The organism is Bartonella sp. TT29SHDZB (genome assembly GCF_042193395.1).
GTDB lineage: Bacteria > Pseudomonadota > Alphaproteobacteria > Rhizobiales > Rhizobiaceae > Bartonella.
In genome coordinates, this window is the sequence record NZ_JBHILQ010000001.1 from 114,922 (window position 1) to 137,834 (window position 22,913).

21 protein-coding genes are annotated in these 22,913 nt (G+C 35.9%); 13 read left to right on the plus strand and 8 right to left on the minus strand.

What is annotated here, in order from left to right; all coding sequences use genetic code 11:
• Positions 1-292 precede the first annotated feature (292 nt).
• The 6 genes from ACFIJJ_RS00490 to polA all read left to right on the plus strand — a co-directional run bounded on the left by ACFIJJ_RS00490 (position 293) and on the right by polA (position 7,092).
• Positions 293-1,132 (plus strand): pyruvate, water dikinase regulatory protein, encoded by an 840-nt coding sequence (locus ACFIJJ_RS00490; protein WP_375622056.1) that lies wholly within the window; start codon positions 293-295, stop codon positions 1,130-1,132.
• A complete protein-coding gene (locus ACFIJJ_RS00495) occupies positions 1,129-1,725 on the plus strand; it encodes a Maf family nucleotide pyrophosphatase (protein ID WP_375622055.1) in 597 nt (198 codons plus the stop codon). The genes ACFIJJ_RS00490 and ACFIJJ_RS00495 overlap by 4 nt, the downstream gene beginning before the upstream one ends.
• A complete protein-coding gene (locus ACFIJJ_RS00500) occupies positions 1,718-2,590 on the plus strand; it encodes a shikimate dehydrogenase (protein ID WP_375645633.1) in 873 nt (290 codons plus the stop codon). Before ACFIJJ_RS00495 ends, ACFIJJ_RS00500 begins: the two co-directional genes overlap by 8 nt.
• Positions 2,587-3,174, plus strand: a complete 588-nt coding sequence (coaE, locus tag ACFIJJ_RS00505; protein WP_375622053.1) for a dephospho-CoA kinase — start codon at positions 2,587-2,589, stop codon at positions 3,172-3,174. The genes ACFIJJ_RS00500 and coaE overlap by 4 nt, the downstream gene beginning before the upstream one ends.
• A gap of 4 nt (positions 3,175-3,178) precedes the next feature.
• A complete protein-coding gene (gene dnaQ, locus ACFIJJ_RS00510; protein WP_375622052.1) occupies positions 3,179-3,886 on the plus strand; it encodes a DNA polymerase III subunit epsilon in 708 nt (235 codons plus the stop codon).
• A 299-nt stretch (positions 3,887-4,185) separates the two neighbouring features.
• On the plus strand, positions 4,186-7,092 hold the full coding sequence (gene polA / locus ACFIJJ_RS00515; RefSeq protein ID WP_375645635.1) for a DNA polymerase I: 2,907 nt from the start codon (positions 4,186-4,188) through the stop codon (positions 7,090-7,092).
• A 5-nt stretch (positions 7,093-7,097) separates the two neighbouring features.
• On the opposite strand, the gene ACFIJJ_RS00520 is transcribed toward polA, so the two are convergent.
• From ACFIJJ_RS00520 to ihfB, 7 genes are all read right to left on the minus strand, one after another.
• Positions 7,098-7,961: an endonuclease/exonuclease/phosphatase family protein gene (locus ACFIJJ_RS00520; protein ID WP_375622050.1), complete on the minus strand. Its 864-nt coding sequence runs from the start codon at positions 7,959-7,961 to the stop codon at positions 7,098-7,100.
• A 112-nt stretch (positions 7,962-8,073) separates the two neighbouring features.
• Positions 8,074-8,847 (minus strand): Bax inhibitor-1/YccA family protein, encoded by a 774-nt coding sequence (locus ACFIJJ_RS00525; protein WP_375622049.1) that lies wholly within the window; start codon positions 8,845-8,847, stop codon positions 8,074-8,076.
• An 862-nt stretch (positions 8,848-9,709) separates the two neighbouring features.
• Positions 9,710-10,213 carry a signal peptidase II gene (gene lspA, locus ACFIJJ_RS00530; RefSeq protein ID WP_375645636.1) on the minus strand — a complete coding sequence of 168 codons (504 nt, stop codon included), beginning with the start codon at positions 10,211-10,213 and terminating at the stop codon, positions 9,710-9,712.
• On the minus strand, positions 10,210-11,058 hold the full coding sequence (locus tag ACFIJJ_RS00535) for a TrmH family RNA methyltransferase (protein ID WP_375622047.1): 849 nt from the start codon (positions 11,056-11,058) through the stop codon (positions 10,210-10,212). Before ACFIJJ_RS00535 ends, lspA begins: the two co-directional genes overlap by 4 nt.
• A gap of 2 nt (positions 11,059-11,060) precedes the next feature.
• Positions 11,061-11,993: a class I SAM-dependent methyltransferase gene (locus ACFIJJ_RS00540; protein ID WP_375622046.1), complete on the minus strand. Its 933-nt coding sequence runs from the start codon at positions 11,991-11,993 to the stop codon at positions 11,061-11,063.
• Positions 11,994-12,165: 172 nt separating this feature from the next.
• Positions 12,166-12,462: a LapA family protein gene (locus ACFIJJ_RS00545; RefSeq protein ID WP_375622045.1), complete on the minus strand. Its 297-nt coding sequence runs from the start codon at positions 12,460-12,462 to the stop codon at positions 12,166-12,168.
• A 7-nt stretch (positions 12,463-12,469) separates the two neighbouring features.
• Entirely contained in the window at positions 12,470-12,748 is a 279-nt protein-coding gene (gene ihfB, locus ACFIJJ_RS00550) for an integration host factor subunit beta (protein WP_273790186.1), read from the minus strand.
• A 184-nt stretch (positions 12,749-12,932) separates the two neighbouring features.
• Between ihfB and lptC the strand changes: the two genes are divergently transcribed.
• From lptC to rlmN, 6 genes are all read left to right on the plus strand, one after another.
• Positions 12,933-13,577 (plus strand): LPS export ABC transporter periplasmic protein LptC, encoded by a 645-nt coding sequence (gene lptC / locus ACFIJJ_RS00555; RefSeq protein ID WP_375645637.1) that lies wholly within the window; start codon positions 12,933-12,935, stop codon positions 13,575-13,577.
• Between the two features lie 71 nt (positions 13,578-13,648).
• Positions 13,649-14,248, plus strand: a complete 600-nt coding sequence (locus ACFIJJ_RS00560; protein ID WP_375622043.1) for an LptA/OstA family protein — start codon at positions 13,649-13,651, stop codon at positions 14,246-14,248.
• A gap of 6 nt (positions 14,249-14,254) precedes the next feature.
• Positions 14,255-15,049, plus strand: a complete 795-nt coding sequence (gene lptB, locus ACFIJJ_RS00565) for an LPS export ABC transporter ATP-binding protein (RefSeq protein ID WP_375622042.1) — start codon at positions 14,255-14,257, stop codon at positions 15,047-15,049.
• 915 nt (positions 15,050-15,964) lie between these two features.
• Positions 15,965-16,429, plus strand: a complete 465-nt coding sequence (gene ptsN, locus ACFIJJ_RS00570) for a PTS IIA-like nitrogen regulatory protein PtsN (protein ID WP_375622041.1) — start codon at positions 15,965-15,967, stop codon at positions 16,427-16,429.
• Positions 16,430-18,269: 1,840 nt separating this feature from the next.
• On the plus strand, positions 18,270-18,773 hold the full coding sequence (locus ACFIJJ_RS00575; protein WP_375622040.1) for an invasion associated locus B family protein: 504 nt from the start codon (positions 18,270-18,272) through the stop codon (positions 18,771-18,773).
• 42 nt (positions 18,774-18,815) lie between these two features.
• Positions 18,816-20,042 (plus strand): 23S rRNA (adenine(2503)-C(2))-methyltransferase RlmN, encoded by a 1,227-nt coding sequence (gene rlmN / locus ACFIJJ_RS00580; RefSeq protein WP_375645639.1) that lies wholly within the window; start codon positions 18,816-18,818, stop codon positions 20,040-20,042.
• Positions 20,043-20,828: 786 nt separating this feature from the next.
• Here the strand turns inward: rlmN and ACFIJJ_RS00585 are convergent.
• Positions 20,829-21,470 (minus strand): LysE family translocator, encoded by a 642-nt coding sequence (locus ACFIJJ_RS00585; protein ID WP_375645640.1) that lies wholly within the window; start codon positions 21,468-21,470, stop codon positions 20,829-20,831.
• A gap of 171 nt (positions 21,471-21,641) precedes the next feature.
• Between ACFIJJ_RS00585 and ACFIJJ_RS00590 the strand changes: the two genes are divergently transcribed.
• Positions 21,642-22,877, plus strand: a complete 1,236-nt coding sequence (locus ACFIJJ_RS00590; protein WP_375622037.1) for an argininosuccinate synthase — start codon at positions 21,642-21,644, stop codon at positions 22,875-22,877.
• Positions 22,878-22,913 lie beyond the last annotated feature (36 nt).

The following is a 22,913-nucleotide window of genomic DNA, read 5'->3' on the forward strand; positions in this document are numbered from 1 at the left end:
TTTTTTACAGAAATTTATATTAATAAATTTATATTAAAGAAAGGATTCTTCTTATTTATAACTGTGTTTAGTGTGGATTATTATTTATGCTCAATTTTATCCACAAAAGGAAATGAAAAAAGGATAAAAATAACACTATCTTAAAGATATTATCCCCTCTTTTTTTATAAGAGGGATAAATTATCACAAGCATTTAATTTGTGCATAAAAAAGAAAAAAATTTTCTAAATTTTAGTTTTATAAAAAATGGTGAAGATATATGCACATGTCTTAACAAGGAGTTAAAATTTTTGTGACAAAAGAAAAAAAATTCTTTCATTTACACATGCTTTCTGATGCAACGGGAGAAACATTAATCTCTGTTGGAAGAGCTGTAGCATCCCAGTATGCAATGAGTCAGGCAACAGAGCATATCTATCCTATGATTCGTAATAGAATACAGTTACAAAAAGCTCTTGATGAAATACAACAAGAGCCAGGTATTGTTCTTTACACAATGATTGATGAAGAACTTAAACTTCTTCTTCAAAAAAGATGCAAAAAAATAAAAGTTCCCTGTATTGATATATTGCATCCTGTTTTAAATGCTTTTCAGTCTTACCTCGGAATGCCAACTCATTTACGTGTTAGTGCACAACATGATCTTAATGCAGATTACTTTCGTCGTATTGAGGCACTGGATTTTACAATAGAACATGATGATGGACAGTCTTCCAGTAGCTTATCTGAAGCAGATGTGATTCTTGTAGGAATTTCAAGAACCTCTAAAACGCCAACAAGTATCTATTTAGCAAATCGCGGAATAAAAACGGCTAATATTCCTCTTATTCCTAATATTGATTTGCCAGAATCTCTTTTAGAGGCAAAAAATTCTTTAATTATTGGCTTAATCGCTTCAGCAGAAAGAATCTCACATATTCGCCAAAATAGAGATTTGGGAGAAGGTTTTGCTCTTGATAATTATACAAATCGTATCAATATAGCTGAAGAATTAATCTATGCAAAACGCATTTGTGAACGTTTTGGTTGGCCTATTATTGATGTCACAAGACGTTCTATTGAAGAAACTGCTGCTGCAATATTTGAACTATTATCACGATTTCGTGAAGGAAATGAGAGAAAATTCTCATGAACGCAGATACTTTAATATTAGCATCTCTTAGTTTTTATCGTGCAAAATTATTGAAAAAGGCAGGTTTAAATTTTTCCATTGAAGGAGCTTCTTTTGATGAAAGAGAAGTAGAAAAAACAGCAAAAGAAAAAACACCTAAAGAACTCTGTTGTTTTCTCGCGAGTGCAAAAGCAAAAAATGTTTCAGACCGTTTTCCTGATTCTTTCGTTATTGGTTGTGATCAAGTGCTTGATTTGGAAGGTCAAGTTTTTCATAAAGCAACAAATATTAAAGAAGCACATCAACGTTTATGTGAGTTATCAGGAAAAACCCATTCTCTTCATAGTGCGGTAGCTTTATTTAAAAATGGTCAAAAAATTTGGGTTGAAGCTTTTAGTGCACATATGTCCGTCCGCTTGCTCTCGTCAGAATTTATTGAACGTTATTTAGCACGCGTAGGAAAAGATGTTCTAAACAGCGTGGGAGTATATCAAATTGAAGGGGAAGGGATTCATCTCTTTGAAAAAATTGATGGAGATTTTTTTACCATTGTTGGTTTACCTTTACTGCCTCTACTCATAAAACTGCGCCACTTAGGAATTATTGATGGTTGACTTAACAATAAAAAAAACAAATTATCCGCGTGCTTTTGTTGTTGGTTCTCCAATTCATCATTCAAAATCGCCAAAAATTCACAATTTTTGGCTTAAACAATATGGTTTACAAGGAGAATATATTGCACAAGAAGTGACATCTGGACAGTTCAGTCATTTTATTGCGTCTTTACAAAAAATAGGCTTTTGTGGAGGAAATGTTACTTTACCTTATAAACAGGAAGCTTTTCGTTTAGCATCTTATAAAGATGAGATAGCAACAATGATTGGTGCTGTTAATACACTTTGGTATGAAGGAGATAAGCTTTGTGCCACGAATAGCGATGCCTATGGTTTTAGCGCTAATCTTGATGATTTTGCATCTGATTGGGGAGGGGAAACAGCTCTTGTTTTTGGAGCAGGTGGTGCCGCGCGCGCTATCTTATATGCCTTAAAAAAACGCGGATTTGAACAGATTTATTTAATTAACCGTACAAAACAACGCGCTGATAATTTAGCTCAGCATTTTGGAAAAATCATTAAAGTTTACGATTGGCATAAAATCCATGAAATACTTCATCAAGCTGATTTGATTGTTAATACAACCTCTATTGGCATAAAAAATTTGGAAGAAAAAAGTGATTCTTTTTTTTGTGATTTTCATAAAGCAAAAAAAACGGCGTTAGTAACAGATATTGTTTATACACCATTGATAACTCCTTTTTTACAACAGGCAAAAGCTTGTGATCTCAAGACGGTTGATGGACTTGGAATGCTTCTACATCAGGCTGTTATAGGATTTGAACAGTGGTTTGGAATAAGACCACAGGTAACAAAAGCGTTAAGGACAGCTATTTTAGAGGATATGAGTGAAAAAAGAGAATGAAGATCATAGGATTAACGGGATCAATTGCTATGGGAAAATCAACAGTTGCTGATTTTTTTAAGCAAGCGGGTATTTCTGTTTTTAGTGCTGATGAAGCAGTACAACAGCTTTATAAAAGTGAGCCAGCTTTGTCACTCATAGAGCGTATTTTTCCTGGTGTTGTTGAAAACGGTGAAGTTAATCGTTTGAAACTTTCTGAAATTTTGATTGATGATAAGGAAAAATTACAAACATTAGAAAAAATAGTTCATCCTTTGGTGCAAGAAAAAGAAAGGGAATTTATTGATATAGCGCGTGAACAAGGGAAAAAATTAGTTATTCTTGATATTCCACTTCTTTTTGAAAAAAATGGTGAAAGTCGTGTAGATAGCGTTATTGTTGTTTCAGCTCCACCAGAAATACAAAAAGAACGTGTTATGATTCGCCAAGGTATGAATGAGAAAAAATTTGCCTTTATCAATGCTCAACAAATGCCAGATGAAAAAAAACGAGAACGTGCTGATTTTGTTATTGATACAGGAAAAGATTTAGAGAATACACGTCAACAGGTTTTAAATGTGCTAAAAAATTTGCTAAAGAATTGAAGTTATGCGGGAAATTATTTTTGATACAGAAACAACAGGTTTAGATAAAGAGAAAGATCGCATAATCGAAATTGGTTGTGTAGAAATGGTTGATCGTTATCTCACAGGACGCCAATTTCATGTTTATTTAAACCCTGAAGGCGTTATTATTCCTGATGAAGTTGTAGCAATTCACGGATTAACCAATGAACGCTTGAAAAACGAGAAAAGTTTTAGTGATATTGTTGATGAATTTTTGGAATTTATCAAAGACGCGACAATGATTGCGCATAATGCGAGTTTTGATATTGGTTTTATTAATGCAGAATTAAAACGTGTCAATAAACCGCTTATCAGTGTTGATAATATTCTTGATACACTGGCTATGGCACGGCGTAAATTTCCTATGGGTCCTAATTCTCTTGATATTTTATGCAAACGTTTTGGAATTGATAACAGCCATCGTGTTCTTCATGGTGCTTTGCTTGATGCAGAGATTCTAGCCGATGTTTATATTGAGCTCATCGGTGGAAAGCAAGGTGTATTGGGTTTTGATAACAGAAGGGGTATTGATGAATATATCCAGAATGATAAAGATACATCTTATACCGTTAAAATTCGCCCGCAGGCTTTACCTTCAAGATTGAGTATGCAAGAAAAAAAGTTGCACGCTGATTTTATCAACAAGATGGGTGAAAAAGCTCTGTGGAATAACTTCAAAATTCATGAATAACATCATCTTTTATCTAAAAGAGTCACGATTGAAATTAAAGAATATCGATGTCAAAAAAAACGGTCGTTGTGGGGAGGGGAACACCACAACGACCCTGTCGCTACATCGTACCTCAGCTATCATAGGAGGAGCAAAATGAAAGCTATTAATCCTGTAACAGCAAAGAAAAGCTCTAGGTACTTAATATAAAGTGCAACGACTTCATGTCTTATGAAAAGAAAAAATGGCTTTTTAGAGGCAAAATGAAAAAATATATAAGGGTAATTTGTTTTTTTAGCTGAAATGGAGAAAAAATTGTAATGAAAGCAACAGATCATCTTTTTTTGGTTGACGGATCAGGCTATGTTTTTCGTGCTTATTATGCTTTGCCGCCTTTAAAACGTAAAAAGGATGGACTTCCTGTAGGAGCAGTAGCTGGTTTTTGTAATATGTTATGGAAATTACTATGTGATGCTCGTAATACAGCTACGGGTGTTGTTCCAACACATTTTGCTGTTATTTTTGATTATTCATCTGATACTTTTCGGAAACAAATTTATCCTGAATATAAAGCGAATCGCGCTGAACCTCCTGAAGATCTAATTCCTCAGTTTGCGCTCATACGCCAAGCAACGAAGGCTTTTAATTTGCCTTGTATTGAAAAGGAAGGCTTTGAAGCGGATGATTTAATTGCTACCTATGCAAAATTGGCAACAAAGGTTGGGGCAAAAACAACCATTATCTCTTCTGATAAGGATCTTATGCAACTCGTAAATACGCATGTATCCTTGTATGATGGAATGAAAGACAAGCATATAGGTATCTCAGAAGTTATAGAAAAATGGGGTGTTGCACCTGAAAAAATGATTGATTTACAAGCTTTGATTGGAGATTCAACGGATAATATACCAGGTATTCCGGGCATTGGTCCCAAAACTGCAGCTCAGTTGTTAAATGAATTTGGTTCTCTTGATCTTTTATTGCAACGCGTAACAGAAATTAAACAAACAAAACGGCGTGAAAACATTCAAGCCTATAGAGAACAAGTTAAAATTTCTCGTGAACTTGTTAGGCTTAAAACAGATGTTCCTATAGATAGTGATTTAGATGATTTTATTTTGGAACCACAAGATGGTCCACGTTTAATTGCTTTTTTGAAAGCGATGGAGTTTTCAACATTAACGCGTCGCGTAGCAGAGGCAACGACATGCGATGCCGCTATTATTGATGCACTTGATATAAATGTTGAATGGGAAAAAACAAGCGATGGGCATGATTCTGATATAAAAAACATTGAACACATATCACGTCATAATTTTTCTGAAAACTCTCCACAAGTTTTTGCACAAAAGCGTAAAGATCAAGCACTGACTCAAAAAATTACAAGAGATACTTACACAACAATTCTTGATGAAGAAGTTTTAAAAGAGTGGTTATCACAAGCACAAGAGCAGGGTTTTTTTGCTTTTGATACTGAAACAACGTCTCTTGATCCGATGCAAGCAAAGCTTGTTGGTTTTTCACTTGCATTACAGCCGGGAAAGGCAGCTTATATACCTCTTGAACATTTTGAGGAAAAAGAAGATCTTTTGAGGGGCGGGCGCATTACCTCGCAAATTGAGACCCAAAAAGCTTTAGCACTTTTAAAACCGCTATTAGAGGATTCAGCACTGTTAAAAATTGGTCATAATATAAAATATGATTGGTTAGTGATGAAGCAATACGACATTATGATAAGCTCTTTTGACGACACCATGCTTTTGTCATATGCTCTAGATGCTGGAATGTTAACTCATAATATGGATGATTTGTCTGAACGTTGGCTTGAGCATAAACCAATTGCCTATAAGGATTTAACGCATAAAGGAAAAAAAATTACTTCTTTTGCACAAGTAGATTTAAAACAAGCAACCCTTTATGCGGCGGAAGATGCCGATATAACCCTACGCCTTTGGCAAATTTTGAAACCGCAACTTGTCGCTCAAGGAATGGTAAAAATTTATGAGCGCCTTGATCGACCACTTATAGAAGTTCTTGCAAGAATGGAAGAGCGAGGGATTCTTGTTGATCGGCAGATTTTGTTGCGTCTTTCAGGAGAGTTAGCGCAAGCCGCTTTGATTCTAGAAGAGGAAATTTACAAACAAGCTGATGAAAAGTTTAATCTTGCTTCGCCAAAGCAATTAGGTGATATCCTTTTTGGCAAAATGGGATTGCTCGGAGGTGCTAAGACCAAGGGTGGTCAATGGTCAACTTCTGCACAAACCTTAGAAGAGTTGGCTGCTGAAGGTCATATTTTACCGCGTAAAATTATTGAGTGGCGTCAACTTGCAAAGCTAAAATCTACCTATACAGACGCTTTGCCTTCTTATATTTTTCCAAAAACAGGGCGTGTTCATACGAATTATTCTTTGGCAATAACATCAACAGGTCGGTTATCATCATCAGAGCCAAATTTGCAAAATATTCCAGTGCGAACTGCTGAAGGACGTAAAATTCGAACAGCTTTTATTGCTCCCAAAGGACATGTGTTACTTTCTGCTGATTATAGTCAGATTGAATTGCGCATTCTTGCACATATTGCGGATATAAAAGCATTAAAAGAAGCTTTTGCTAAAGGGCATGATATTCACGCTATAACGGCATCACAAATGTTTGGCGTTGCAATAGAGGGAATGCATTCAGATATACGACGGCGTGCAAAAGCGATTAATTTTGGTATTATTTATGGTATTTCAGCTTTTGGATTAGCCAATCAATTGGGAATTTCACGCCAAGAAGCGGGTCGTTATATTCAACTGTATTTTGAAAGATTTCCAGGAATTAAAGATTATATGGAGAAAACCAAAATCTTTGCACGTGAAAATGGTTATGTAGAAACAATTTTTGGACGTCGTATCCATTATCCAGAAATAAAAGCAAAGAATGTAAAAATTCGTTCTCTTAATGAGCGAGCAGCTATCAATGCTCCAATTCAAGGTTCTGCGGCCGATATCATTCGCCGCGCTATGATACATATGGAAGATGCTTTAAAAGAAGAAAAACTATCAGCAAAAATGTTGCTGCAAGTTCATGATGAACTGATTTTTGAAGTACCAGAAGAAGAAAGTAAAAAAACCATGACTGTTGTTAAAAATGTTATGGAAAATGCTACAATACCGGTTCTATCTTTATCTGTCCCGCTTGAAGTGAAAGTCATGACGGCTCAAAATTGGGATGAGGCACATTAATTTTTTCATTTATTTTTAAGAATGTTGATTGAGTTAGAAAGATTAAGATAGGCTTTGATAGGCAAATGATCTGAAGCAATGCGTGCAAGCGGTGAATGATGATTTTCAATACTTGTTACCAATTGGTGGGGAAAAGCAAAAACGCGATCAAGGGCTAAAAAAGGAAAGCGAGAGGGAAAGCTTGGTACAACTTCAAAAGTGCTATCAAAATAGGGAGAAAAATGATTTAAAGATGAGCCTTTTCCCATCCGCCATTCATTAAAATCTCCAATGAGGAGTGTAGGCATAAGGGGGCGTTTTTGGAAAATTTCAAGGAGCATTTTTGTTTGTTGTTTACGAGAGTAACGTAATAAGCCAAAATGAGCCGCAATAATACGAATAGGGCCTGCTTCCATTTCCAATTCTACAACTACAGCCCCACGTGGTTCAATACTAGGAAGAGTGACTTGTAAAGTATCACGTACATATCCCTTTCGCAAAAAAAGAGCATTCCCATGCCAACCATGGCCATGAGGTGACATAGTATTAAGAGGTACAGGAATCAAACCGGTTTCAGCTTTTAATAGCTGAAGATTAATCAAACCAATGCGTTCTCCAAAACGTTTATCTGCTTCTTGAAGAGCAAGGATATCAACTTGTAATTCAGTAATAACACGGACAATTCTTGTAGGATTAAAAATTTTATCAACACCTACACATTTATGCACATTATAGGAAGCAACGGTCAGATCATAATTACTATTTTGATTGATGATGTTTGATTGATGATGAGAGCGGCTGTGAATTGCCTTAAAAAGGGAGCTGTGGAGTTTTTGTTGGATAAAACTGGTAAACCAAGGGAATTTTTGCTTATAAGGTATTTTTGTCATTTTACGAAAAGAATAGTCCCTAAGAGGCCAAGGGTAAAGACTTACACTAAAAACAAAAGAACCTTGTCTCTTTTAGAAACAAGGTTCTTTAATTAAGTTATGATTTTTGCAATCAATCACGGTTTGAGCCAAGAAACTGTAGCAAGAAGACAAACATATTGATGAAATCAAGATAAAGATTCAATGCGCCCATAATAACTTTACGTCCTTTGGTGTCGCTCTCATCTCCTTCATAATACATCAACTTAATGCTCTGGGTATCGTAGGCTGTTAAACCAGCAAAGATAAAAACACCAATCACAGAGATAGCAAACTGCAAAGCGCTTGATCCAAGAAAAATGTTCACAATCATGGAAAGCAACAAGCCGATCAATCCGATGAATAAGAATGAACCGATTGCTGTGAGGTCACGCTTTGTTGTGTATCCATAAAGTGAAAGAGCTCCAAAAGTTGCGGCGGAAATGACAAAGGTTTGCACAACACTTTCTGTCGTATAGCGCAAAACGATTGAAGACAGTGAAAGACCAACCAGAGCAGCATAACCAAAAAAGAGACTACGAGCAGCATTTGTGCTCAATGTATTAATTTTAAAACTGAGAAATAAGACTGCTATGAGTGGTGCAAACATAACAATATAAGAGAATGGCGATGTATAAAATGTTACTCCAAATGGTGTTAGATAAACACTGCTATTGATTTGAGCTGCTGCTTGGCTCATATCTGTTGTCGTTGCTAATGATACAATTGCATAAGCGGCAGCAGCTGTAATAAGCAAACCAATGGCCATTGCATTGTAGACACCCAACATATAGTCGCGTAATCCCTGATCAATTGATGCATCGGCATGAGAAGCAGGTGCCGAACGTAAATTTTTAAAATTAGCCATAATATAAAATCCTTTAGCATATGTTCTGTCAGGTATAGGGCTTTAAAGGTGTCTCTGTCATTACACAGATAAGTTTGGTATAAGCCTTAATTGGGCAAATACAAAAACCCTTAAGAATCACTGACAGAATTCCAGCATATATGCTCTTATTATGGAGATTTATTTAAAAATTACAAGAGATTTATATGAAGAAGGAACCTTACAAATTGGTAAGGAAATAGTTCATTTTAATAAAAAATATTTCCATTTTTTGCCATATTTTTGCAAGATAAAAAGACTATACTTAAAGGCTTTTCTATTTTCACAGAAACTATGTAATACAATCCCTTATAAGATATCCACTATTTTCGCGCTTATGAGAAGAGCGGCAAGTATCATCGCACTATTTTTCAACTTCCAATATTGCATCTGTTTTGTACGGTTATAAGAGCTATTGAATTGGATTTTTATAATAATTTAATTGATATATAATAATAAACTGTCTTTTTGAGTACTAAATGATACTCTGAATATTGCAAGATTCTCAGGTTTCAAATCTGTTTATATTAATCAATATTATTAACTTGCTTGTGTCTTGCAAGAGACATGGTTTTTATGGATTCAACATGAACAGATTTCAAATAAAAGAGATTTAGGCTGTTAAGGGCTTTTATTCAATATGAAAAAAGGTAATTTCTATTTGAATCCATTTCTTTTGCATTGAGCAAGTGTAGAAATGTAAAGTTGAAAAGACAGTAAGATCGTATAGTCCCATGAAGAGAAACACGTAAAATCACGAGCAATAAGAATTGATTAAGAGGAATCAATTTGTAATCAGGCTTGTGATGATCAAGAATCCCTTGTTTTTAAGGTGATGAGAATATCAATGAGAAGATGTGCGGTTAGAATGACGTTTTGTTTTCATCCAAGTACGCAATTCTTCAATAAGGATGGTAATAACACCAAGAGTGATAAAACTATCTGCAAGGTTGAAAATAGCAAAATGAAAGATATCATCAATATGAAAAAGGATATAATCAGTGACATGATGAAAGCGAATACGATCAATAAGATTGCCTATTGCTCCCCCAATAATAAGGATAAGACCAAAGCGCATAAAAGATTTATTATATTCAGTATTTTTCCATAACCATAAAAGGAAGATAATCACAATGATTGTGATGGTAATGATTCCCCAGTGAGAAAAGGAAGAAAAGAACGAAAATGCAATGCCAGAATTTCGTACATGATAAAGTGAAAGGAAAGGAAAGAAGGGGATTTCTGTTCCTAAAGGCATATTGTGCATAACCCAGTACTTGACAGCTTGGTCAAGTCCTATTGTAAAAACTAAGCCAAGGAGAAGAAAAGGGAGTGATTTACGGATCATATTTTTTCCTCGCATGGTTCTAGTGTTAAATAAGGGCGACGTATTTCATAAAGCATAACAGCTGTTGCTACTGCTAGATTAAGCGAGTCAGCACGTCCACTTTGTGGAATACGCGCAAGTTTATCACACCGACTTGTAAGAATATCTGATAATCCCTGTTTTTCATTTCCCATTAAAAGGATAACAGGACCATTTTTGAAATCAAGAGTCCGATAATCCAGAGATCCTTTGAGGTGTGTTCCAACAATCATACCTTTAAAGTGAGAAGACCAGTTTAAAAAGGCATTTTCATCAAAACGATAAAGTGGTACAGAGAAAATTGACCCCATGGTTGCACGGACCGTTTCAGGCGAGAAAGGGTCTGTTGTTTCACCAATTAAAATAACACCTTTAGCACCTACAGCATCAGCGGTTCGAATAATGGTACCAAGGTTTCCAGGATCACGCACACGATCAAGCGCGATGTAAACATCTTTAATCTGCCCTTTTATCATTTCAAAAGAGTGCCATTTTTGCTTGAAAATACCAATAACTGTTTGTGGATTATCGCGTCTGGTAAGTGATTCCATAACCTTTTGTGAGGCTTTAATCACAAAACCACCGTTGGCTACAGCACGTGCGGCAGTATTTTCGATAGTAGCATTACCGATTTCACTTTTAGAAAAAATAAGCGTCTGTATTGTCCAGCCAAGATTGAGAGCATCAATGACCAATTTCAATCCTTCTGCCATGAAAAGACCTTCTCTATTACGGTTTTTCTTTTGGCTAAGTGCTCTAAGATCTTTTATGATGGGGTTGCTAAGAGAGGTAATTTCTTTCACTCTACCAGTTTTTGGTCTACACATATTCAAGCAATCCAACGGCTAAAAAGAGAAGTAGAAAGAGCTCGTCCTGCAACTTCTTCACGCAAAATGAGTTCTCCTGATTCGACTGTACCACCAAGATTTACAAATGCATCACGCATTAAAGCATGAAGTGCAAAGAAGGAAGCACGAATAGAATAAGCTGTAAGGACAACAGAGAGCGGTTTATCAGAGAGAAGTTTACGACAATTTGTGATCATAGCTGGTAAATGATCAAACAGTTGCCAAATTTCACCATGGGGTCCACGCCCATAAGCAGGGGGATCAAGAAGGATCATATCATAGCTTTTCTTACGACGCAGTTCACGCTCGACAAATTTCATAGCATCATCGCAAATCCAGCGAATAGAATGATCTGGTAATCCTGCTCTTTCTTGATTAGCTTTTGCCCACGCAATGGCTTTTTTAGAAGCATCAACATGGGTAACATTCGCCCCCGCTCGTGCTCCAATCAAAGAGGCAATACCTGTATAGCCAAAAAGATTCAACAATTTTATAGGGCGTTCGGCTTGAACAATTTGTTCTTCCATAGAGCGCCAATGGGCATCTTGTTCAGGAAAAACTCCTACATGACGAAAGGAAGTAAAACGGCCTAGAAAAGACAATCCATTCCAAGCAAGAGCCCATGTTTCATCAAGTGGCTTTTTAGGAAAATGCCAACGCCCAACCCCTTCTTCATCAAGATTTCCTGTGAAAATAGCATCAACATCAGCCCATTGTTTTTGTGGTAAAGCGGGTTTCCATAGTGCTTGACCTTCTGGTCGAATAATACGGTAAGCTCCATAACGTTCTAATTTTTGTCCATGACCAGAGTCAATGAGAGCATAGTTTTCGCTTACACCCGTTTCTAAAATAAGGGGCAATTTTTCCTGCGGATATCTATTGTTATGGGAGGATTGAAAGCATTGTGCGGGCATGTTTTGTATCATGGTATATGAGGTATAAAAATATATTATAAAGCTCTTAAATGTTTCGTAAAAGTGCAAAAAAGCTAAAGTCAATTAAAACATGTATAAAAAAGAAAAAGAGCACTTTTAACTCTGTACTGAATATAAAATACTAAAGATAAAAGATTTCATTTAAATACCATTACACAAGATTTGTGATAGATGTTTTCAATTTTTCAATCTCAGCTTCACTTTTTTTGAGAGCTTTTTTGTATTTGTGATAGGAAAACCAACTGATCAGATTTCCTAATAAAACACCAAAACCAAAGAAAATAAAGAGCCATATAAAGAGGGGAGCATGATAAGTAAAACTTTCAGGATTTGCTCGAAAAGGATCAAGGGTTAACGGGACCATTTGACGATTAGCCACGATAAAAACAATCAAAACCGCTGCGAGAATCACACTGATACTTGTTAGAAGAATACGTTTAATTATCATAAGTTTCTCACTGATTAAGACGGTCGCGTAAATCCTTGCCAGTTTTAAAAAAAGGAATCCACTTTTCTTCAACAGAAACGGCTTCACCTGTTCGTGGATTACGTCCATTACGGGCTGAGCGGCTTTTTACAGAAAAAGCTCCAAATCCACGAAGTTCAACGCGATTGCCATTTGCAAGTGCTGTTGCAATTTCCTCAAAAATAGCGTTTACAATATTCTCCACATCCCGTTGAAAAAGATGCGGGTTATGACGAGCAATAATTTGCACAAGCTCTGATTTTACCACAATAGCCTCACTTTCACACAAAAAAATTTTTGTAATTGTGCACTCCATGCATATTACAATATATAAACGGATAAAAGCAAAATAAAATCAAGAAAAAACAAATTGCAAGAAACAAAATTTGAAAATACCTTCTATAAAGGGTATACAGATTAAAAATGCGGAGGATTTAAGAGATCAGGAGAGTATGTCCGTACACAATCATTATAAAGCCTTTTCAACGCAATCATCTTTTGGAGATGTTTTAAAAAAAGCATCCCGTCATTCGCGTCGCATTAGCATATTAAAAATTTTTTTACCTCTTTTAGCGTTGATTTCAGCGCTGGTTTTTTGCTGGTTTACGTTTTTCTTAGTTCCCGTTACTTCTGATTCTATGCCTTTGAATAATGGAGAAAGTGGCGTGATGAATTTGACGATGCTTAATCCAAAATTAGAAGGGTATACGCGTGCTCATGAACCTTATTGGCTTAAAGCAGAAAAGGCATTTCAAGACCATACACACGCTGGAATGATTGGGTTGCAAAACATTACAGCTAGAGCATTTATGGGCCAACAAAGACAGATTTTTCTCGCAGCACAAGGGGGGGGTTACGATAACATTAATGGTTTTTTACAGTTGGACAAGCCATTCACCATTACGACGAATGATGGGATGATGGTACAATTTATGTCAGCTAGTATTAACTTATCTGAGGGACAGTTAAAAACAGATCAACGTGTTAATATTCAGCAAGCCGGTTTTCATCTTGCCGCAAACGCCTTACAAATTCGAGAAAAAGGAAAAAACATGTATTTCCATGGTGGTGTGCATTTAGTGCTTCAAAAGCAATAACGCAATATCAATACAAATCTTTAAAGGATATTTATAAAGTATGCGTATATACAAACAAAAGAATTGAAATAATGAAATCGTACAAAAGATGGATAGGTGTGATGTTGGCTTTTAGCATGGGAATGTTAGGAGGAGGAGCAGTTTTAGGATATGCTGAAGTGGCCCATTTTGGAATAAGTCTATCTAGCGATAAAGAACCGGTAGAACTTCATGCAGATTCTTTGGAAATACGTGATAAAGAAGGGATAGCGCTTTTTAAGGGTGATGTTTCAGTGGTGCAAGGTGAACGTCTTTTAAGAACGGCAGAATTAGTTGTTTACTACGATAAAGCATATAAAGAAATTGATAAAAACAAGGAAGATACAAAGGCATCATCTGTTTCTTTATTTGGTTCGTCGAGTATACAAAAAATGGAAGCTTTAGGAAAAGTTTATATAAAAATTGCTACGCAAGTTGCTACGGGTGATAAAGGCGTTTTTGATGGAAAGTCAAAAATGATGAGTTTGACAGGGAATCATGTTGTGTTAACTGATGGTGACAATGTGGCAACGGGGTGCAAACTAACGGCAAATATGGAAAGCGGAAAGGCTTTTTTAGAAGGCTGTGAGACGCCTAAGAAAAAAGGTCGTGTTTCTATTATTTTAAAACAAAATCAAAAGAATGGCCATTAAGATTTCATGTTTGGAATCAAAAGAGAAAAACAGACCGATAGGTATAATCTTGAAAGTGAATCTTCAAAAAATCCCTTAAAAGGGACTTTGATTGCCAGTAATTTGATTAAAGTTTATCGAGGAAGACGAACTGTTAATGGTGTTTCTTTTGGTATTCGTACGGGAGAAGCCGTTGGCATTTTAGGGCCCAATGGGGCAGGTAAAACAACTTGTTTTTATATGGTTACGGGGCTCATAAAATCTGATGGAGGATCCATTACAATTGATGGATTTGATATTACGCATCTTCCGATGTATCGACGTGCGCGTTTAGGTATTGGATATCTTCCACAGGAAGCGTCTATTTTTCGTGGTCTTTCAGTAGAAAATAACATTAAAGCTGTTTTAGAGGTCGTTGAAAAAGATCGCCTTAAACAGCGTGAAGAGTTAGATAGCCTTTTACATGAATTTAAAATTGATCATTTACGTAAAATGTCTGCACTTTCGTTATCTGGAGGTGAACGTCGGCGACTTGAAATTGCGCGTGCTTTAGCTTCTCGTCCCCATTTTATGTTACTTGATGAACCATTTGCAGGAATTGATCCTATCGCTATTTTCGATATTCAACAACTTATTCGTCATTTAACGAAGCGTGGCATTGGTGTTTTAATAACAGATCATAATGTGCGTGAGACATTAGGGCTTGTCGATCGCGCTTATATTATTCATACAGGGCGGGTGTTAGTTCACGGTTGTCCTAATGATATTATCAACAACGTTGATGTACGCAGAATTTATTTAGGAAATCAGTTTTCTCTTTGATTTTACAGCTTTCACGAGTTTCCATTTAAGTTTAACCAAACATTATTACTGAAAATCTCCTTATTTATGCCAAAACTTCTTTTATGACTATAACCTTAGAATGTTTTTATTGAGTGGTGAAAAAAGCTTCATCATTAAAGAGTTAGTTTGTTGTTTTATAAGTTTAGCTTACTCATGATCGTATCATAGAAAATATATCACTAGATTAACGTGATAATGAGTGATAAACGAAACTCTCAATAAGTGCGTGTGTTATTGAAAGGTAAGAGGTATTTATCATATTTTTCTCTGTCGAATCAAATAATATATCGATGATGCTGTTTTAGGTATTTTAATAGGATCACCGGTTATATATTGCGGTTATTCAATAGGAGTTGTCGTATTTTATTGGTTTATATAGCCCTATTTAAAAATAGGAGCTTGGCTACAGATATCAGGCTAAATCTATAAATCTTTTAAAATAACCATTAAATCTCTAAAAACCTTTATATTCTTGTTATAAGGCGGTATTCAAGCTATACAGTAATTTCCAAAATAAAGGTCCATTTTGCTCAGTATGCTTTTCATCTTAATTTAAGGGATCATTTTTAAAGAAAGAAAAACTCTGATGGCGAATTATACATCAATTCTTATGACAAGTTTAATAAATTTATGAATAATGACCTTTGTCTAGAGTCGTAAGGAAATTAACTTTATGAGCAACTTCATTTCTTTGTTTTCTCATGCCGTTAATGAGAAGCTAAATACCATTTATCGTTGTGTTAAAAGTGATATGACATGTATTGAGTTATCATCCGTTCTAAATTGAAAAATAACAGCATATGCGATGTTGCGAAAAGTGAAAGAACATTAAATATCTATACCGTTTATAGGTTTATTGATGAGCATTTGAGCGTGTAAGAGGAAAATTAAAGTATGAATTTGAGTGAGTTAATAGCACCGGAAGCGATCATTCCGGCTCTTAAGGCTAATTCGAAAAAACAAGTTCTACAAATTTTAGCCGAAAAAGCGTCACAGCTGACAGGTCTTAGTGAGCATGTAATTTTTGATGTTGTTTTGCAACGCGAGAAGCTTGGTTCAACGGGTTTGGGTGGTGGTATTGCGATTCCTCATGGGAAATTACCTGATATTGATCGGATTGTTGGTATATTTGCGCGTCTTGAAAGTCCTGTTGATTTTGAAGCTCTCGATGACGAACCTATAGATCTCGTTTTTCTCCTTTTGGCACCTGAAAATGCTGGTGCAGATCACTTAAAAGCTTTATCACAGATTGCACGTGTTTTGCGTCATGCTGATGTTGTACAAAAGTTGCGCAATACGCATAATGCCAATGCGCTTTATGCTTTATTGATTCAGACTTCAGAATCAAATGCGGCTTAAAAGGTATTATGAGCGTATAAATTGCGATGTATGCACCACAGAGCATAGGAAATAATATAATTTGCATCTTAAGACTAATAACAAAAGGTTACGTCATGAGATTTTAAAAGTCATTTCTAAGTGAATCTTCTTTTTAAAGAGCGAGCAACAAAAACGAAGGGCTTGTTCTTTCTTATTCTTGTATATTAAAGCATCCAATTATTATGGTCATGAATTTTTTTATCCTATTATACTGTAAAAACATTAGCATTTGAGGTGTGGTGAGATAAAACCTGTAAGTCTTCTTAATATATTAAGTGCTTTTAGAGTGCGTGGTAAATATTCTTAAGCAGGACTTATTTGTAGAGCCTTTAGTTAAGTGAATCACATGAGAGGGAAGGCAAGAGGAACTCGGCTCAACAAGAATCCAAACTTTTTATACACCAGATTGGGTTAAGAATCTTCGCTCTTTGAGGGTGGGAAAGACATCAATAGAAAAGTTTATTCGTGCATTGAATTTTTTTGTAAATTAATTTTAAGTATTTAGGGATAATATTATTAAGATTCAGGTAGAAAATAAGGGATACTGTATCCTGTGTGTATCAATATCTTGATTTATAAAGATAATTCACATATTTTACATGTTGAATGAGAGCCCCGAATATCATAAGATTCCCTCATGCCGAACCTATTTATGTTGAATCAATCAAAACCATTCACTTACACGATTACAATCGAGGAAAGCCGTGTGGATAAGACTGTATGAGAAATGAGTAAAAATGCTTCTTATGAACAGTCTCAAGTGCCAAGGGCTATAGCAATATTGGAAGCTGGCAAAGTGTGATTAAGTATGATTTAGATGTCAGCTGTTATATAGAGCTCATACTAAAAAATAATTTTGTACGGTAAGAATGAAAACTATACCTTTAGGTTGGATGAAAGAGTTTTTGTGCATAAGAAGATTTATTCAAGTGTCATTAATTGATTAAAATGTTGTTAAAAAAACGCTAATGTTAGAACTGCTATAGAAAAAAGTTTATATTTCTTTTTATGAATTACTTAGAAATAAGATAAGGGGACTTGTCAAAAAATTCTTAAAACGTTTTTGGTAACAGAAAGAAAGGAATTGTCTAATACATTCAAAATAATATGTTTAAGCTATTATAAGCGACTAGAATCACTTTAGAACTTAAAAATTGGAGATGAAATATATAGGAAGAATTAATAGGAGCAAAAGAAACAAAGTGACATGTAGTTGTTGAGACATAATCTAAGTACTTTATGTTTCATGACCAATGTAGTGATAATAGTCTATTATTTTTTTAAGATATTTTGAAGATTATGAAAAGGCGATATGGGGACGATGTTGAATACGAAGTATGAATACACTATAATGGGTAAAAGGTGAGGTATTTACGAACATAAATGCATTAAATATGTGAAGTCGAGAAGTGATATTCGCAAGGCTGTGAAATTTTTGGGGAGTGCAGGGTGTGTTTGCAAAATTTTGCAGCAGATTTCTTGTGATATTAAAGAGTATAGTTTATTTCTTAACGGAGTGGTGGTGTATTTTCATCTCGTTTTGGAGTCCTATTGCTTAAAGAAATCGTTTTTTACAAAAACGAAATGAGTAGCATAAAGTGAAAATGTTATTTTTTTATGGGGTTATTGAATAAGAAGTTTATATTTTGGTAACACCTAAAAGGTCACAATGAAACGTAGAGATCTATTTTGATTGGTGTGAAGGTATTTTGCTTATTGGAGGAATTAGAACAGTGATACATGAGTATTGAGAAGTTTTTGTTGAACTTTTCCAGTGAAGAAAATCTTGTTAGAGACTAAAGAAGAGAGCTAAATAAAGATGTTTGAAAAGACTGTTATTGCTGCATCTGTAATGGTTCTGGTTACAGCTGGGGCCGCATATGCACAAACGCCAAATCGTTTAAATCAATTTGAAGCATGGGGGGCCTATTCTTATAAATCGCCCAAAAATACGATTTGCTATGTGTTATCGGTACCTTTGAAGGCTCTTCCAACGACGGTTAATCATGGTGATAACTTTTTCTTAATTACCAAGCGTTCTCATTCACCTGTTTTGTTTGAACCGCAGTTCATGGCTGGTTATACGCTTCAAGAAGGGTCGAGAGTGACAGTGACCATTGGAAATAAGGACTTTGATTTTTTCACGAAGGATTCCTCAGCTTGGTTGGCGTCATCAGAGCTAGAAAAGCAGCTTGTTTCTGCTATGCGTGCTGGAAACAATATGACAGTGCAAGCGATATCAAAAAGAGGAACGCATACCACCTATACTTATTCCTTAAAAGGGGTCACTGCTGCATTAAATGCAGCTCAAAAGTGCCATTAAGGTTTTGATAACTTCTAAAATAGTGATGTGAATTGGAAAGCAATGGCCATTTCTTATGACCTTAGACCAGTTGGTTCATGTTTTGCACGAAAAACAGATAATGTGGTCGTGAAGGAGAGTTCTAAGCTCTCTTTAATTGGTTTGTCGCAAGATGAAATGGCGCAAGCTTTAAAGACAGTTGGTGTACCAGAGCATCAAACGCGTATGCGTGTCCGTCAACTTTGGCATTGGCTTTATGTACGTGGCGTTTCAAATTTTGATGAGATGCTGAATATTTCTAAAGCAATGCAAGAAACACTTAAGTGCCATTTTTCCATTGCGCGCCCAGAAATTGTTGGAGAACAAATATCAAAAGACGGTACACGTAAATGGCTTTTACGTTTTCCTGCACGTGGAGCTGGAAGACCTGTTGAAATTGAAACAGTTTATATCCCTGAAGAAGGGCGTGGTACTTTATGTCTTTCATCGCAAGTAGGGTGTACGTTAACCTGCTCTTTTTGCCATACAGGAACGCAGATGCTTGTTCGTAATCTGACCGCAGAAGAGATTTTGGCACAACTACTGGTTGCACGTGATTGTTTGGGTGATTTTCCTGATAAGAATACCCCTGATGGGGCAATTGTTCCTGTTGAAGGGCGCAAAATTACCAATATTGTTATGATGGGAATGGGGGAACCTCTTTATAATTTTGAAGCTGTAAAAAAAGCTTTATTAATTGCTTCTGATGGCGATGGGCTTTCTTTATCAAAACGTCGGATTACGCTTTCGACCAGTGGAGTGGTTCCTGGAATTATCCGAACTGGGGAAGAAATTGGTGTTATGTTGGCGATTTCACTCCACGCAGTACACGATACACTAAGGGATATGCTTGTTCCCATTAATAAAAAATATCCGCTTGCTTTACTAATGGATGCTTGCCGTAATTATCCTGGTCTTTCCAATGCAAAACGAATCACATTTGAATATGTTATGCTAAAAGATATCAATGATAGTTTAGATGATGCTAAGCGATTGATTCAGTTATTGAAAGGGATTCCTGCTAAGATTAATTTAATCCCTTTTAATCCGTGGCCAGGGAGTAATTATCAGTGTTCTGATTGGGAGCAAATCGAGCGTTTTGCCGATGTCGTTAATCAAGCGGGCTATGCTTCTCCTATTCGGATACCGCGTGGACGCGATATTTTAGCGGCATGTGGACAGCTTAAATCGGCTTCAGAGCGCTTACGGAAATCTGAACGTTTGCGATTTGAAGATGCCGTTGGTCATTAGTTAACGCTATTTTCAGTGATATAGTGATATAAAGCCTGTGCTTTTTTATTTGTAATTTAATATCCAAACCTCATGCGATGGGATATGTGAGATAGAGATTAAAATGGATAAGTACTAGACGAACAGTTCCAGCTTTTATATGTTAAATAGGGGGAAAGATATTCTTTACAGTCTGTTTTTGTAATCTCTGAAAAGAGGAGAAAGCCTAATTTAGAGGGAACATAAAGTCTTAAGGATCGTAACTAATTATCATACTCTTTAATTCGGTTTTATGATTTTTAAAAGCATCTACGATAATATTTTTTAAGAGTGGAAATTGTGCATTGCCTCATGCTTTTGTTTATGACGTTTTTTAATGAGATCATGCTTCACAAGCAAAACAGAGGATCTAAAATATAAATACCATTGAGTTGCCCATTGATATGTTTTTTAAGTATCTCTTAGTGCACTCCTCATATCACGATAATGCCTGAGGAATATAACATAAAAGCTTCTGTGAAGATGTATATACTGTCCCATCTTTACGTTTAACAAAGGCGTAAGTTAGTAGCACCATTCTATTTTTCAGCTCCCAATATTGTAACAGTTTTTGGCACTTAAGATGGTTCATAAGAGGTATTTTTATTCTTTTCTTAGATAGTTTTTGTCCATACGAAAATTCCAGCTTTGCTTGTGATTACTAAGGGGAAAGGTGTTGTTTAATTCAACATAAACAGTTCCAGAATGAGAGAATCTTACAATATTTGTGTTTTATTTAAATTAAAAGCGATACATTACACGTATAAATCAATGTTTTGTAACTATAAGGAGATGGAGGGCAAAGCTGGTAAAAATACCAGCGATAAGCCAGTCGAGAATACGAATATAAAGAGGTTTTTTTTTGAGAATTTTGGTAAGTTTATGCGCTGTAAAAACGATTGCAATTGTAATGGGGAAAGAAATAGGAATATAAGAGAGTCCTAAGAAGAGTAACTTTTGTGTTGCCATAGGATCATTCGCATTGATAAATTGTGGTAAGAATGTCGCGTTAAAGAGTATAACTTTAGGATTGAGAAGATTAATTCCAATACCAGCAAGATAGTTACGTTTAGAGCTTTGAGATTTAGAAGATGTTGGTTCAAAGGAAAATGTCGGATTTCTCCGTAACGCTTGAAAGGAAAACCATAAAAGATAAAAGGCGCCAACAATTTTCAGAAGAACAAAAGTATGTGGTGCAGCAAAAATAAGCGCTGATAAGCCAAGTGCTACAGCGGTAACCTGAATGGCAAACCCTGTTGCACTACCCAAGGCGCACATAATTCCAGCTTTTTTGCTTTGTGTAATGGTTCGTCCTACAGAAAGCATCATATCTGGTCCTGGAATAAGTGCTAAAATCAACGATGCTAAAGCAAATTGTACAACAATAGACCACTCCGGTAGAAATGACACGTAAATCTCCTTTTATTTTTAAGCAGTGTTCATTATTTATACTTTGAGGCACCTTTATTTACGCTTTTTGCGTCTTTTTAATGTTGCTTAAAAAGAATTTATTTTTATATTTCTTGCATCGTTTTGATTTTTGGGTAGAAATACAAAAAGTAGCTCATATAGAACGTTAAAATGAAAAAGTGGCAAAATATTAGAAAAGTTGTTTTGGCTTATTCAGGTGGATTGGATACGTCAATTATTCTCAAATGGTTACAAAGTGCGCTAGGTGTTGAAGTTGTAACTTTTACAGCAGATTTGGGGCAGGGGGAAGAGCTAGAACTTGCTCGTCGTAAAGCTGAAATGCTAGGTGTTAAAGAAATCTACATTGAAGATTTGCGCGAAGAATTTGTGCGTGATTTTGTGTTTCCGATGTTTCGAGCCAATACCGTTTATGAAGGGACTTATCTTTTAGGAACATCAATTGCACGTCCACTTATTTCAAAACGTCTTATTGAAATTGCTAAGGAAACAGGGGCAGATGCAATTGCTCATGGAGCAACGGGCAAAGGCAATGATCAGGTACGCTTTGAGCTTTCCGCTTATGCGCTTAATCCTGATATAAAGATTATTGCTCCATGGCGTGATTGGGATTTTAAGAGTCGGACAGATCTGTTTGAATTTGCGCGTATGCATCAAATTCCTATAGAAAAGGATAAGCAAGGCGAAGCACCTTTTTCAGTGGATGCAAATTTATTACATTCTTCATCAGAAGGAAAGATTTTAGAAGATCCGGCATTTCCTGCTCCTGAATATGTCCATATGCGTACTCTTTCGCCGGAAGATGCTCCAGATCAAGCGACCATCATCACTCTTGGCTTTAAAAAAGGCGATGCTGTCTCAATCAATGGAAAAAATTTATCTCCTGCAACTTTACTTGCAGAATTGAATCATTATGGGCGGGATAATGGTATTGGTCGGTTGGATTTGGTAGAAAATCGTTTTGTAGGTATGAAATCGCGGGGTATTTATGAAACACCAGGGGGGACCATTCTTTTGACGGCTCACAGAGCTATAGAATCTTTAACGCTAGATCGGGGTGCCGCTCATTTGAAAGATGAATTGATGCCGCGTTATGCAGAACTCATTTATTATGGCTTTTGGTTTTCTCCCGAACGTAAGATGTTACAGGCAGCGATTGATTTATCTCAAGAGCATGTTGAAGGTGAAGTCACGTTAAAGCTCTATAAGGGGAACGTGATTGTTGAAGGGCGCCAAAGTAAAAAATCACTTTATTCGAGTGAATTGGTAACTTTTGAGGATGATCAAGGTGTTTATGATCAAAGAGATGCAACTGGTTTTATTAAATTAAATGCCCTACGTTTACGTACATTAGCAAAGCGTCATCAAGGTGATAAAGAAAAGAAATAAAAAATACTTTGATAAGTATCATGTGGGGCAATGCTT